The organism is Pedobacter sp. T50_32, from assembly GCF_057652195.1.
Genome location: NZ_JBYFBY010000002.1, coordinates 714,950 through 730,419, shown reverse-complemented (window position 1 = coordinate 730,419; position 15,470 = coordinate 714,950). Strand labels below are relative to the sequence as shown.

The following is a 15,470-nucleotide window of genomic DNA, read 5'->3' as shown; positions in this document are numbered from 1 at the left end:
CATGAAAATTATTAAAGATAAAATTAAATATATGTTGCTGGCAACGGTGGCCATTAGCGCTGTTTCCTGCAAAAAAGATTTTACCAAGGTAAATACCGATCCGCTTGGTCAGGAAAAGGTGGCAGCTAACCAGCTTTTGGCGCCTACTTTGGTCAATGTGATGTCTACAAACATGTTGCGTAACCGTAATTTTAACAACGAGCTTATGCAGGTAACAGTTGATATCAACGATTCTGAAGGTAAGATATTTAGGTACGACATTAGAAGAAATTGGGCTGACTATACATGGAACAACTGGCATATTGCCCTAACCAATATCAAGTTTGTACACCAATTTGCCTCTGAGGGCGATAATCCGAATAAATCCTATCAGGGTATTTCACTCATTCTACAGAGTTGGATACACTCCATGTTGACCGATACTTATGGTGATGTGCCGTATTTCGAAGCTAATAAAGGTAAGGATGGAGTTTATCAGCCGGTCTTCAATAGGCAACGCGACATCTATCTGGATATGTTCGAAAAATTGGAACAGGCCAACGAACTGCTGAAGGAAGATCAGTCGATCGTTACATCTAGCGACCCGATTTATAACGGGGATATTGCTAAATGGCGCAGGTTTGGCAACTCGCTTTACCTAAGGTTACTTTTAAGGATATCTGGAAAATCGGAGGTAGCTGCCACAGTTACTGCCAAGATAAAAGAGATCATTGATAGCAATCCTCAGAATTATCCAATTATAGAGAACAATACACAAACCGCCGGACTGTTATGGACAGGTTCGAACAACAGTTCTGCACTGTACACTTCACCTTATATGGCAAGCGTGCGTGCCAATGATTTTTATAACCTTCCCATTGGAGATTTTTTCTTAGGTCGATTAGTGACTTGGGAAAGTCCACTGGTAAATCCGGCTTTGGGAACTGGCAATGTACCACGCTTGGGTATAGGTAGAGGCGCAGATGGCTACGTGGGTGTACCAAGCGGATATGCTCCTGGCGCTCCGGTCATCAGACAGGCGTATTTCTACGCCGATGGTGGAGCGGTAACCCTACAGACCGATAAATATACTGGGATCATTCTTAATGCAGCAGAAGTGAGCTTCATTAAGGCGGAGGCCGCTGCTAAAGGCTGGATTAATGGTTCGCCAGCAGACTTTTATTATAAAGGAATGGTGGAAGTGATTAATTATTGGATGCCGAACTATGTTTCTGGCCCTACAGATCCTGATTTCATTAATTATGTAAACAAAGCAGAATTAACCTGGGATTCTACGTTGCCTTTGGAGGATAGTTCTTTTGGTGCTAATAGCCAAATGGAGATGATTCATGTGCAGAAATATTATGCGATGTTTCTAATGGACTTTCAACAGTGGTTTGAGCACAGGCGTACGGGACATCCAGTGCTTCCAAAAGGTACAGGACTTGTTAATAGTGGCAACATGCCGTCTAGACTTTATTATCCTGTAATTACACAGTCGGCCAATCCGGCTAATTATAGGGATGCCATAAATGCGCAGGGACCAGACGATATCAATACAAAAGTGTGGTGGCAAAAACCATAATTATTGCACCATTATAGAAGATAAATACGATGAAAAATTTCTTTAGAAAACCTATACTGATGATCGTTATGGCAGCCTTGTGCTGGTCTGCCTGTAAAACCGAAACGGAATTCATCAACGGAACTCCTAGTCCTTATATCGCAAACCTAGATTTAAGGAAACTTTATAGGGGAGGCGAAGTACAATTGACCAAAGATGCCATGGCCGGTGCTGTGTACCTGCGTGGGCAGGTCATATCAGATCACTCTGGTGGTAATTTACCCGCTGGGCTGTTATTCGTGCAAAATGCTAGGAAAATCAGTTCAACAGCCGATTCTTTGAGAGGTATAGCTATTAATATAGGCCAGGCAGCAGCAGATTATATGCCTGGTGATTCTGTACAGATCAAAATAGAAGGAGGTAAGCTCGAAAGGTTAAACGGAATTTTACAAATTACTGGTCTAACAGCTTCTGCTGTAGAAAGAAAAGCAACGGGTGTTCCTCTTCGTACCACTAGTGTTTCTGCGGTAACGTTAGCGTTGGCACCAGAAAATTTCGAGAGCTGTTTGGCAATGGTTTATAATTGTAATTTCGAGCCGAATATTGGTGTGGAGAAACTGATAGGGGTGAAGACTTTTAACGAAGGATCTGGAGATATGCAGATGAACGTAGGAACGACCGCCGCCTTTAAAGATGTGTTGCTTCCATGGTCTGCGGTTATTCAGGGTATTATGATCCCAACTGCAGAATCAAATATTCCAAAAATCTGGCCAAGAATTATCAGCGATTTTACAGCTACCAGTATTGTAGTAGATCCAAGTATACCATTAGGACCCCATCCAGCTATTATTACCGGTTATTTTGCCAATCCTAGTGGCTCGGATGCAAATCACGAATACATCCAGTTTATGGCTACACAAGATTTGGATTTTAGGCAGACTCCATTTGCGGTAACTACCACAAACAATGCGGGTGCTTCTACTCCAACAGGCCCGCCCGTTAACGGTTGGGTTACAGGTGGTCTTCGTAGTTATAAGTTCAATATTACTAGAGGTACGGTGGCTAAGGGTACTTTCTTCTACGTAGGAGGCTACAAACTAATTGCCGGCGTAACCTCAACTGATATTAGTCAGGCCAATTGGGTAGTGAGCAAGTTATACAGCATTGATGAAACAGGAGATGATGGCGTTGGTGTCAAAACAGCCAATCTTTTGGCCAATAGCGGTAATGCAGCAGGAATGGCAATATTTCCTACTACCAATGTAGATAGAAATACAGTGCCGTCTGATGTGGTATTCTATGCAGGTACTGGAAACGCTTTTGCTAGTGGCTATGGTTACGCCATTTGTGATAACGACTTTTATAATCTTTATAACGGTAGCACGTTCCAACCTTTCTATAGACAGGGCACTAATACTGGAAAAGTTGCAGCTAACCCAACTGATGCAAGGTTCACTTATCTAGGTGGAGAGTACGACGCTACTTTGAAAAAATGGACGGTAAAACGTTCTAATAAAACAGTGGCAGTGGCTAAGGCTGCACAGCTTCCTGTTATCGAAGAAATGTCAGATGCAACAAGCGTAGTTAATTAATACGGATAAATTTTATGCTTAAAAAAGTGGCTGGTAAAACCAGCCACTTTTTCTATATGATAATGTTCCCAATCGGCTATTGCTACTTTTATATAGTATACCCAATGCAAATTAAGGTTTCTCCTTTGTTAACCGGAGGGGTACCTACCTTATAGAGTATAATCCCAGTCTCTGGTGCAGTTATTGTTTGGAGCTTGTTGCCGAAAATGTCTGTGATGTAACCTATCTCGGCACCCTTGTTTACATGATCACCCGCCCTTAGCGTACTATAGAAAACTCCCTGTTGGGCTACGCTGATATAAGCTTGTTGGTTGTATCTGGCTTTAACTGGTTTGGCGGATCCAACTTTATCATTTTTATATATCCCAAGTTCTTGCATCATACGATATATGGCATCCTTAGAAATATCAACTTCGGATCTTTGCCAATTACCTAACTTGCCTATTTCGATGCTTAACGCTGGGATACCTTGGCGAACAGCTTGCTTAAAAGCATACATCGCAGGCTTGTCAGCGGGAAGGATATAAGGATAGGAAACTATCGTTTCAAAACCACTGATTTCACTTAAACGTGCCACAAGTTTGGTCTGCTTTGTAAATGTTTGATTATCGTAATAACAAATGAAGGGAATAAGATCTTCGCCAACATCGCCACCGTGTAGATCAAGAAGTATATCGGTAGCAGAAAAAACCTCTCTGGTCAGGAAATCAGCCATCACTTCAGAGATACTGCCATCGGGATTTCCAGGAAAAATCCTATTAAGGTTGAGCTGGTCTACTGGATTTACAAAAGGTACTCGCTTAAAAAAAGGTTTTGTATTAACAACTGGGATAACTATCAGGTTACCCATCAGTTTTTTAGGATCTATTTCCCTGCGTAGTTCCATAAGTGATAGTATGGTTGGGTATTCCATGCCATGTATTCCTGCAATAAGTGTAAATGTTGGCCCATCTTTAGCACCGCTGATCAACGTAATGGGTATCTCCTGATGTATACCGTCATTAGTACTTATTTTAAATGCGGTATCGGTGACGCTTGATCTCTTTGATCGCAAGATATCTTTAATACCAGATTGTTGTGCACTTACAGTCATAAAATTAAAGGATAATAGTGCAAGGAGTAATAAGTGTTTCATGTTAATGCAATTTTGTTGCGAAAATAAACTGATCTGGCACTACTCGCAAATTGGAGGGTCATGCTATTGACATGAAATTGTTATTTTTCCGATACAAGAATGTAATAATGTAAGTATTCATTTAAGCTTGTCATTCGTTGTTAAAGCCGCAAGCGGTATTTTTTTCGACTAATTATGTTAGCGACGACGCAGGTATTAATATCATTTTTTGAATTTAAAGGTTACAATGATTTAATAAAAACATAACCTATAGCTAACCTGTGCTTTGGTTAACTTTGGGGCGTCGATATGACGATCTTATAATGAAAGTGCAGAACATAGACAGGTATATCCAACAATGGCTTTCCGGAGACGAAATGGTCTTCGGGGTACTTCTGGATTATTACCATCCACGGTTGTTTTCTCTTTCCTTGAAAATGGTTGGTAGCCGCGAAGATGCCGAAGAATTGGTGATGAATGTCCTTTTAAAGGTTTGGCAATATCGCCAGCGCATGTCAGAAGTACAGCAGTTCGATTCTTATCTGTTTGGAATATTGAGAAGGGAAGTAGCGGGACTACTACGAAAAAGAGTGCTAGCTACCGAAACAATCGAGGGACTGCCATTACCGCAGCTGGGCAGTGTAGAGCATCCAGAACTTTCATTTAAGGAACTTCAGGAACGATATATTATTGCATTAGAAAAACTGACACCAAAGCAGAGAGAGGTCTTTTTAGCAGTACGTGAGGAGGATTTAAGTAGGGGCGAAGTTGCTCAAAGGACAGGCATGTCGCTCAATACAGTCAATAGTCATATGAACTCAGCTTTGCAGGTATTACGCAAGGAAATGCAAGAATATCCAGATTTATTGCTATTCATTACCATCGCTAGTTCAGCGCTACCTTATTCATAAATATTCTCTAATATGCTGATAAAAATGCATTTTTTGTTAAGCCCTTGTTAGCGTTTAGGGTTTAATATTAAGATATTATTAAATCTCATTTTCGGTCTAACCATTAATACATTCTTCTGCATTCTTCATAGTAAAGGGCATATTTCCCAATTAAATGAAACACTATGGAGCGACCATCGAAAAGTACACTGATCAACTATTTTAGGGGAAATGTGCCTGCACATGAACTTGAGCCGATTAGATTGTACATAGCCATGGGTATAGATAAGGAACTGATTGAAGAATGCCTTAAAGAAGCTTGGTTCTTAGACTATGGAGATCGATATTCTGGAGATATTGAGGAAATAGAACGTTTCAAGACAACTTTCTATACCCGTCAAAGCCAATTGGTTCAAATGGCTCCTGTTGAAAGTAAGGACACATCAACCACTAAAAGACTATTGCAGTTTCCTATCTGGACCAAGGTTGCCGCGGCTATCTTAATGATAGGCACTTTTTCTTACCTGATGTTTGGTGACATAAGCCCAGAAGAAAAATTAGCAACTGTGAAGCAAGCGGATATCCTTCCAGGAAAGGAAAAAGCATTACTAACACTATCTGATGGAACTGCCATAGCTCTAGATGAAGCTCCAAATGGACAGCTTACCTTAAAAGAAGGTCTGCAGGTGAATAAAACTGCCGATGGTGAGATCAGTTATACCGATGCAGAAAACAATGCAAGTACCCATACCCATCATACTGTTTCTACACCCAGAGGCGGACACTATAGTGTAACCCTTCCCGACGGTTCAAAGGCTTGGCTAAATGCGGCCTCTTCGTTAAGCTATCCCGTAAATTTTGACCACAAGACAAGGAAGGTTAAAATTACTGGCGAAGTATATTTTGAGATCGTAAAACAACTTCGTGGCGGTAACCGTGTACCCTTTTATGTAGAAACAGCCCGACAAACTGTACAGGTACTTGGTACCCACTTCAATATCAATGCTTACGAAGATGAGCCTTACGTGGCAACTACTCTTTTGGAGGGCAGTGTTCGTGTTACTGCATCAGCTAATGGTAAATCTGTGCTGCTAGTTCCTGGGCAACAGGCACTGCTTTCGGATAAGTTCGTAGTAAAACAGGCAGATAAAGAACAGGCTATGGCATGGAAAAACGGAGATTTTATATTCGTTGATGAACAACTTGAAGAACTGCTTAGGCGCATCGCTAGATGGTATGATGTAACCATAGATTGCCCTGATGATTTGGGTAAACTAAGGCTTACGGGAATGATTTCAAGAAATCAGCCTTTATCGGCAGTGGTAAGGAGCATTTCAACTATAGGTAAAGCAAAACTGACCATTAAGGAAAGGAGGATCATAGTGGAACAATAGCTACCCGAATGAAAAATAGGAGAGTTTAAACAAAAAGCGGAGGTGCTGAGAACACCTTCCGCCGATATAGTTAGGTCTTTTAAAAAATGTGGGAACAAATTTTATCATTACAATAACTACAGAACAAAAATATGGATTTTTATCAAATCATGCGCATTATGAAAATCAGCATGGTATTAATTACTTGTTTTTTTGTTCAGGTAAGTGCGGCTACGTATGCCCAGCGTCTGAACATTAACAAACAAGATACTACTATTCCCGATATTTTAAAGGAAATCAGGCGTCAGGCTGATTACGACTTTGTATACGATGCACATCTGTTTGATGGTGCTTCCAATGTGAGAGTTGATGTTAGAGACGCCAGCATAGAGCAGGTATTAACGGCATGTTTCGCCCGACTTCCCTTTACTTTCAGCATTAGCGATCGAATTGTTACCATCAGAAAGACCGATGGTCAGACAAGGAATTCGAATGGCTCGCAACAGATGAGGGTGCAGGGAAAGATCGTAGACGCCATAGACAAAAAGGGAATTCCAGGTGCTTCAGTAAGGATTAAGGGAGGAAGTCAGGGCACCAGTGCCGACAATGACGGAAATTTTTCCATCGTGATACCAGCAAAAGGTACTGTTTTGATATTCAGTTACCTAGGTTATCAGAATAAAGAAATCACCATTAATGAAAATAAGGGCAATATGACCGTAGCACTATCGCAGTCGTCTACAACTTTGGGCGAAGTGACTGTGCAGGCCAGAAGAAAAGCTAATACGAGTATTGCGGTTTTAGATGAACGTAAAAATGCGGCCATTGTGCAGGATGCAATTTCTGCAGAATTAATTCAAAAAACTGGAAGTATTACCACTACGCAGGCCTTACAACGTGTTTCGGGCGTAACAGTTACCGATGATAAATATGTAGCTATCCGCGGATTGGGAGATAGGAGTGTAATCGGTCAGTTGAATGGTGTGCGTTTGGCATCATCAGATCCAGATCGCAGTACCATTCCTTTAGATTTAGTGCCGGCATCGTTGTTAGATAACGTAACCATCTATAAAACCGTTACACCAGATAAACCAGCCGACGCTGCTGCGGGTATTGTAGAATTGAAAACGAAATCAGTTCCAGAAAAGGAAACTTTCGAGATTATTGCCCAAACTGGTCTGAACTCAAACGTAGGTATGGGTGGCCAATACAATAGTTTCTGGAATAGTGATATGGGCGTTTTTGGTACAAAAATCAATAATAAAAACCTGTCCGAAGATTTCAAAAATCTGTCAAAGCAATATCCTGCTGGCCTGAGTTCTATCCAAACAATGATTGCCAATAGTAATTACAGTCCTACAGCTTATCAAGAGGTTAACCGTATCAATGGTATTATGCATGCGCTTGATCCTGCAATGACTACGCAATATAAAAAGGCGCCACTTAATCAGTTGTATTCTGCCACCTACGGAAATAATTTCGATTTGTTCAAAAAGCACAAATTGGGATTGATTTTGGGAGGAAATTATTATAGCCGCATTACTGATGTTAACGGTGGAGATTTAACGCAGTATAGCATCTATCAAGGTGTGGTTACTGGTAACCCAGATGTGTATAGTCCACGTAATATTCCAAATTATATTACACCGAACAGTTTATTTATGGGTAAATATCAAACCTATAAAGAAAATACCGGTATACAAACGATTAACTACGGTGCGCTAGCTGGCTTAACCTATAGGTTTAACTCAAGAAATGAGATCAGCATGCAATATTTAGGTAGCTGGGGCGGAGAAAACAAGGCAACCAATTTGTATGGACGTTATGAATATACAGGTCTTCCCGGCGATGTAAATGCCACAACCCATTCGCTTAAGCAAACCTTCCGTAACTTAAATACTTTTAATTTACAGGGTGAGCATAAGTTGTTCGATAAAGAACTCTCACCACGCATTAGCTATAACGCGGCTAATTCAAGATCTAAGCAGAACGATCCAGATTTTCGTTTTGCAAGCTTGGCAGATTATATGCCAAGAGGGGGAGGATGGTATAACAGACCAGGTGTTGGCGCTGGAAATGTGCCACCTGCACCAACTTATAGTAAGCACTTGTACGCGTTAACTTCTGGCTATGTAAATGGTTTTGGGCCATTTGGTATTATGCAGGCCGAACCTAATGGGCGTAGATGGAGAAATTTGGATGAAGAGAACTATAATTTTAAAGGTGATTTAATCATTCCATTTAAATTGTTTGGACAATCCCAACAGTTCAAAACAGGGGTAAACTACCTTTTTAGAGAACGTAGTTTTACCGAGAACCAATTATTCCTTCCAGGATCAAACTTTACCACCAACAGGGCAGTGCCATTGTATGATGTAGAAGGTAATTTGGATCGTTTGGTAAGTAGCGAAATTATTGGAATAAAAGCTCCTGGTGCCAATCAGGGAGAGGGAATGATGCCTGTGGGCGGATTTTTATACAATACCCAGAAATCGCCAAATAACTACAAGGGTTATTTTGAAACCAATGCCTTTTACGGAATGGTGGATTTAAAGTTAACCGAAAAGTTGCGTTTAGCAGGGGGTGTACGTTTTGAAATGACAGATATCGGGTCATCTGTAGATACTGCAGGAGTGTTTCTTGATCCATCACTTACGGTTGGAAACAGCAGTGTTCCGTTAAATCCAATCAATCCGAATTCTGTATATAAAACAGGTTATAAGCCATTCTATTCTGTAAATGCAACCTATACGCTTAACAAGAATATGAATTTCCGAGCAGCTTATAATACTACACTTGCCAGACCCGAATTACGGGAAATTACAAACGTGTTTGAATTCGATGCCTTTCAGATGGGTTTAGTGGTAGGTAATCCAAACTTGAAAAATCAGCAAACGCAAAACCTCGATTTCAGGTGGGAATGGTTTCCTGAAAAAGGAGAAGTATTCGCCGTGTCGGCATTTGGAAAACGTATAGAAAACCAATTGGTAAAAGTATTCAGTTTACAAACAGCAGGTTTGGCAGCCACTTATCCAGAGTTTCCAACCATCCAATTCCAGAATGATCCCAACGTTGGTAAAGTGTGGGGATTGGAGTTGGAGATTGTGAAAAACTTGGGACTGATGTGGGATCCATTGAAGAATTTCTACTTCGGTTCAAATCTACTGTTGGCACAAAGTGAGATTAAGAAAACACCGGCAAGGTATGAGGCTATTCGATCGTTAGATCGTTTTACACCTAAAAACAGCCCATTATTTGAGCAGGCACCTTACTCCGTTAATGCTTGGTTAAACTATGAAAACCCAAAATCGGGCTCTGACTTTACGGTAACCTTTAATATGGTGGGCGAACGTTTGGTACAAATTAACCTAACGGGCGAACCAGATCTATATACGATGCCAGTACCTAGCCTTGATTTCGTTTTCACCCAACGATTGACCAAAAGCATAAAATTTAAGGGCTATGCAAAAAATATCCTCAATCCAAATATCAAAACTGTTTATGCAAACCCTCAAACAGGCGGTAAATGGCATGGTAACGAATATATCAACAGGAGTTTTACACGTGGTGCCGAAATCATGATGGGTTTCACCTACAATCTTTTTAACTAATGGATAAGATAAAATATAAATGCTTTAGTCTGTTTTTTCTTACGCTACTGATATTACAGAGCTGCAAAAAAGAAAAGACCGATTTTGAAACGGATAACCGAGCGGTAACGGTTAACCGGGCAAGTTCTAATACCAGGATCGTTAACATTGCAGACTATGGTACAGTGATAGCTAATGGAGTTACGCTGTCCGGTTCTACGGTAATTGATCCCAATTTTCCCAATATTATCAAGTTTTCGGGATCAGAGTATTTTCCTACAGAAGGGCGTATGGGCAGAACTTGGTCCATTCCCCGCGATCTTTTTAATGAGCAAGATAAATTAAAGCTCGAAGTAGTCATCATTGATAATCAGTTGCCTGGCGCAAGATTGAGTTTCGACGTAGAAAACAGCCATGCGACACCGAAGGATTATTTTTTACTACCTACGTGGCAAATGGAAAATCAGCCCGATGTAGTTACATTGGAACGCGGTGTAGTCGCACCTTCAAAACCTGATCATTTCAAGATACGTATCGTAAATCTATCCGGTCGGATCAAAAATCAAGTCTCTACTCCGAGTGGAAGGATGGAAGATTTAACGGGAGAAATTTCTTTGGCCTATTCGGACGGTACGTTAGTCAATCCTAAAACAACGGATTTGAGTTCAGCTGAGCGTGCATCCGAATATATAGAACTGCCTTATGGAACCTATCAGTTCAAAATGCTTCTGAACGATGGCAGACAGATACCGGCGAAGGGCAGCGAAACCTATGAACTGTCATTGCTAGATCCACCAACATCTACACTTCCGGAAACTATGATGAAATCTACAGGGTTAACTTATGCGCCCATCCAGACCTATCAGCCTGGCGGTATCTATACCATCGTAGTTGCACCACAAAATTTCCGTGTCATTACTGGCGCAAATGGAGATGATGTATCGATATACCAAAATTCTTTTCAGGTAATTAGAGACAATTCTGCTTCGGTAAATCATACTTATTTCAGAATTCAAGGAGCAAATGCCTTTTCGGAGCAAAATATCAGTTTTCGTGTAAACGGAAAGAGCCTTGGAGAGGCATTACCTTTCGGAAAAGCAGGTGAGTACGGTACTTTTATCCATGGTGATTACACGGTGGAAGCAGTAGATGCTTCTGGCAAAGTAATCGCTACGGCTAAACATGTAATGAGGGCTGAACAAAACTATACGGCTTGGTTACATCCAGATGCTGCTGGTGCAATGAAAATGCTCATAGTGGCAAATGACCTAAGTGGTGCTTTTCCGAAAGCTACACCTCAAGACGATGCGACGTACAATCGTCACCAGTATCGCTATTTCTTTAACTATAGGTTCCTCAATCTCTCGGTAGGAAATCCGTACATCACTTTTACTACAGATAATGGGCAGGCTAATGGCGGTATAACTTTCAATCCTGCAGCGGGTATCAATCTACAGCCTGGAGTTCCGCTAATGACGCAGCCTTATGTGAATGTGCTACTCAGGACGGCTCCCTATAAAATTATGGCTTACCGTTCTAAGCCAAATGTAGTTCCTGGTATTTGGGCCGAAGATATTGAAACGTTGAAGAGTGATGCTTTCATTGCCAGACCTGAACTCTATACAAAACCTAGCAGGGTATTGCCAGTACACGAACCAGGTATTTTCACCACTGCACTAATTGGTCACTCGGGTACGGGAGTTAATCCATCTTTAAAAGCTAAAATGATCATCATTAAACACAACAAATAATGAAGAAACAATTATTAACGATCAGTTTGGGGCTATTGTATCTCTTTATGACTGGTTGTGTGAAGGTAGAATACAGTAAAATTGATGATCCCGCTTACTTGAGGGTGTTCAATAACTTAAATTATGTACAAACAATGGGCAGTAAGGATAGTAAGGTGCCATTTTTCTGTATGCTCATCAACCCTGTTGTAGATGCGAGCGGAATGCCGGTAAGTGCAGAAATTGTTGGCGATTTTCTTGATAAGAGAGATGCCTATGCTCCACCTTATCCTTCCCATATTGGTACCAGTACTTCTGTAAACAATCCAGAATATCCTGGTAAGGAAAATGTACTGGTTGCACCTGTGCTCAATGGTTTTGACTTAAGTAGCTGGGCTCAAGTGCCTGCTGGAAAAGTAAGGGTAATGTTTGCCTATCGTCCTAAAAATACAGTACCGTTTTTTCAGTTAGAAGCCAAGTTAAAGAAAGATATTTTAGTGGATACCACCATAGATCTTTCGAGCAAAGAGGTGTATACGCTACATTTATTGCAACGCGACTTTGTGAATAATAAATCTGGTGTACTGCTACGTGAGGAGAATTTCCATAAACTATCCCTGTCCGATTCTTTAGCCTATGTAAATTTTTACAATATGAGTGCTAAGGGGTACTGGGAAGCAGCTAAAGACTTAAAAGAGTATGATCATAGGCTTAAGAGTTTTCAAGATGGGATTAAGGACGAGATGAATGTGTACCTATCTCTTTATGAAAGCCAGACATTGCTAAGACACGATGGAGCTACTATACAGGGTTACAAAGGAAAATACCTATCTAGTGTAAAACGAAACACTGCCACAGGTACGGTTAGCCCGTATGCAAGCTTTCCAATATGGGCAAGTACTAAAACAAATGGTATCACCACCAATATGTGGCAGCGCTTCGATTTCTTTTCGCCCGGAATGGACATCCGTAATAATCCTTTTTATGACAGTGCACAAAGCACAGGGTCAAATTGGGCTTCGGTAAACTGCTTGCTGAACGGGAACACCACCCTCACCAGTAATGATAACGGAGCAACCTTGCCCAATCTACTGGTAAACATCCATTCTGGGGTACATAATCCTAAAACTTTCGCAACGGTAAATACAATAGAGGTGGTTAACGGTAAAGTTTACCTCACCACCATTCAGCGAAAATATGCACCGCCGGTTTACTAATTAAAATAAGAAAAGATGAACAGAAAAATATATTTGTGGGCGCTGTTAATGCCTATTCTGCTCTGGACTTCCTGTAAACATGAGGATCTCACTGTAGCTACGCCTAATGAGAACCTTAGACCTGGAGCAGATTTTATAAAGAATAATTACGAAATGAGTTTATTCGCTGCGGCGCTTCAAAAGCTTGACTATATGCAAGAGTTGAATGGTGCAGGACCATTTACTTTCCTGGTGCCAACTGATGCGGCATTTAATGAGTTGGGTATATACCGACCTTCGGATTTCGATAAGTTAAATCGCGATAGCTTAAAAAAGGTAATATCCTACCATATTCTTCCAATACAGCTTAGGCTTAGTGATATTCCTACAAATGGCGTAGATCTTCGTTACCCCACATTAGAAGGTACGCAATTGTATGCTTCTATTGGTTCTCATGGGCCTACCGGTGGAACTAGACGTAATCAACTGTATTTCAGTGGAGCTGAAGCTGCCCGTAAAGACGTTACAGTGTCTAATGGGGTATTGCATGTAATTGACCAAGTAATGAAACCTCAGTTTGAGCTTACAACGCAGCAATGGCTGGCAAACAATGCTAATTATAGCGTATTTGTTGCGGGGCTTAAGAAGTTCAACCTTTGGGAGCAGCTTTCGCAGCCTGGGCCATTTACCATTTTTGCGCCCGATAACAAAGCGTTAGAAGACGTGGGGATTACACTGGAGGTTTTGAATACTATGGATGCAAATCTATATAACGGAAACTTACTTTTTGGGGCTTATTTCTTATACGATAGGCATTTCTTTATCTCCGATTCTCCAGTTTTTGGTATTATCAACTCAGAGAACCGTTTCTTTTACTTCCTGAAAAATGATACACATTATATGGAATTCGTAGCAGCCAAAATTTTTCCGAGTGTTAAACTGGCTTACACGTTAAGACTCAAAACGGGTAAAACCATATATGATTCGTTAGTGGCTACCGTAAGTAGCGACCTACGTGGGAAAAACGACAATTTATGCAGCAATGGTTTAGTTCATCACCTTGTAAAGGGGCTGGTTCGTCCAGAGCAAGCCTTAAAGAAATAACATATCAATTATGAATTGGAAAAAATTAACATCCATAGCCGCAATAACATTTTTATGTGGTTTGTTTTTGTTGCCAGCCTGTAAGCAAACTGAATATCTACCCGATCCAGAAGGAGAACAAATTCCGTTTAAACCTGCTGGAAATAAAACCGTAGAGGAATTGCTGGCATCATCGGCCAAATTATTCCATTCGGCATGGGAGAAAAGCAATATTAAAACAATATTAAAGGACAAAGGGCCAAAGTTTGTTATCACCGTATTAGCTCCTAACGATGCAGCCATGATTGCTGCTGGGCTAAACGAGAGTGCAATTAATCAAATGACTACCCAACAGCTTAATGAGTTGGTGATGTTCTATACCGTAATGGGAAATGTTACCACGCAAGACATAGAGCTGAGACAGGACAATTTAATTGCAAGGAGTATGCTCGTCCATCCAGAACTTTATATGAAAAAATACGAAGGTGATGCAGGTAATTTCGACCGTTACTACTATAGCCATTATTTAGGTATAGAGGACGGGCAGCTTTTGGCAAACGGGAAAAAATTAGGCGTACTTAATTATCAAGCTACCATTAATGGTGGGTTGTATGTGATAGAAAAGCCTATTGAAAAGGCCAGCAAAACCATGATGCAGGTTTTACAAGACGATAAGCGATTTACGATGTTTCTGGAAGTAATGCGGTTAACAGATGAAATGTACATCAAAAAAGTTGCTTCAGACATCGAAACCTTATTTGGATACAGTCCTAGTCCAGAGGAAGTTAAAAGTGATTTCGCCTATATGCGCAAGTATTATGAAAAAGACATAACCATTGCTCCTTACCAAGGTTACCCAAATCTAAATATCACCATATCCACCATGTTTGCACCTACAAATGAAGCATTTCATAAAGCGGGATTTCAAACAGTACAGGATGTTATGCAATACAATATTGATAAAGGCGGAGTGAGGTTTGATGAGAACAGTTTTATGGTTGTTGGTGGGTTTCCTACTGACACGATTTTTAGCTATCACAAAGACTGGGGAAGAGTTCATGCACCCATAGAGCCTGGTTACAATGCTGCGGGCAATAATATAACCATATTTCACTCCAATGTACTGAAGCCTGCACTGAACAATTACGCAGTCAGTATAGGTGGTGGACCATCGCCAGAATATGCCCATATCATGCCTTTTGATTTCTCGAAAAACGGGAATGTTTTACAAATGCAAATAAGAGGAGCGGAGCAGCCACCAGTTAGCTTGGTAGAAACAGATATCAATACCCTTAATGGACCGCTTCACGTGGTAGATCAATTATTTATTCCAAAGGGATTTAAAATCAAATAATTATA

Annotated in this window: 10 protein-coding genes; 9 read left to right on the top strand and 1 reads right to left on the bottom strand. The window is 40.8% G+C overall.

All coding sequences use genetic code 11. From position 1 onward, the window contains the following. Position 1 precedes the first annotated feature (1 nt). Together AC23ME_RS08520 and AC23ME_RS08515 are read left to right on the top strand one after the other, a co-directional pair. On the top strand, positions 2-1,564 hold the full coding sequence (locus AC23ME_RS08520) for a SusD/RagB family nutrient-binding outer membrane lipoprotein (RefSeq protein WP_487727331.1): 1,563 nt from the start codon (positions 2-4) through the stop codon (positions 1,562-1,564). A gap of 29 nt (positions 1,565-1,593) precedes the next feature. Further along, on the top strand, positions 1,594-3,135 hold the full coding sequence (locus AC23ME_RS08515) for a DUF5689 domain-containing protein (RefSeq protein WP_487727330.1): 1,542 nt from the start codon (positions 1,594-1,596) through the stop codon (positions 3,133-3,135). Positions 3,136-3,223: 88 nt separating this feature from the next. Here AC23ME_RS08515 and AC23ME_RS08510 read toward each other — a convergent pair whose 3' ends face one another. Then, the gene (locus AC23ME_RS08510; protein ID WP_487727329.1) at positions 3,224-4,270 is read right to left on the bottom strand and encodes a succinylglutamate desuccinylase/aspartoacylase family protein; all 1,047 of its coding nucleotides are present in this window, start codon (positions 4,268-4,270) and stop codon (positions 3,224-3,226) included. Between the two features lie 302 nt (positions 4,271-4,572). On the opposite strand from AC23ME_RS08510, the gene AC23ME_RS08505 reads away from it, so the two are divergent. The 7 genes from AC23ME_RS08505 to AC23ME_RS08475 all read left to right on the top strand — a co-directional run bounded on the left by AC23ME_RS08505 (position 4,573) and on the right by AC23ME_RS08475 (position 15,465). Continuing rightward, a complete protein-coding gene (locus AC23ME_RS08505; protein WP_487727328.1) occupies positions 4,573-5,160 on the top strand; it encodes an RNA polymerase sigma factor in 588 nt (195 codons plus the stop codon). Between the two features lie 164 nt (positions 5,161-5,324). After that, on the top strand, positions 5,325-6,533 hold the full coding sequence (locus AC23ME_RS08500; RefSeq protein ID WP_487727327.1) for a FecR family protein: 1,209 nt from the start codon (positions 5,325-5,327) through the stop codon (positions 6,531-6,533). Positions 6,534-6,664: 131 nt separating this feature from the next. Further along, positions 6,665-10,123, top strand: a complete 3,459-nt coding sequence (locus tag AC23ME_RS08495; protein ID WP_487727326.1) for a TonB-dependent receptor — start codon at positions 6,665-6,667, stop codon at positions 10,121-10,123. Further along, complete coding sequence (locus AC23ME_RS08490; RefSeq protein ID WP_487727325.1) at positions 10,123-11,853, top strand: DUF4397 domain-containing protein; 1,731 nt, start codon at positions 10,123-10,125, stop codon at positions 11,851-11,853. The genes AC23ME_RS08495 and AC23ME_RS08490 overlap by 1 nt, the downstream gene beginning before the upstream one ends. Further along, positions 11,853-13,049, top strand: coding sequence for a hypothetical protein (locus AC23ME_RS08485; protein WP_487727324.1), 1,197 nt, complete (start codon positions 11,853-11,855; stop codon positions 13,047-13,049). The genes AC23ME_RS08490 and AC23ME_RS08485 overlap by 1 nt, the downstream gene beginning before the upstream one ends. A gap of 15 nt (positions 13,050-13,064) precedes the next feature. Then, positions 13,065-14,132, top strand: a complete 1,068-nt coding sequence (locus tag AC23ME_RS08480) for a fasciclin domain-containing protein (protein WP_487727323.1) — start codon at positions 13,065-13,067, stop codon at positions 14,130-14,132. A 10-nt stretch (positions 14,133-14,142) separates the two neighbouring features. Then, positions 14,143-15,465: a fasciclin domain-containing protein gene (locus AC23ME_RS08475; RefSeq protein WP_487727322.1), complete on the top strand. Its 1,323-nt coding sequence runs from the start codon at positions 14,143-14,145 to the stop codon at positions 15,463-15,465. Positions 15,466-15,470 lie beyond the last annotated feature (5 nt).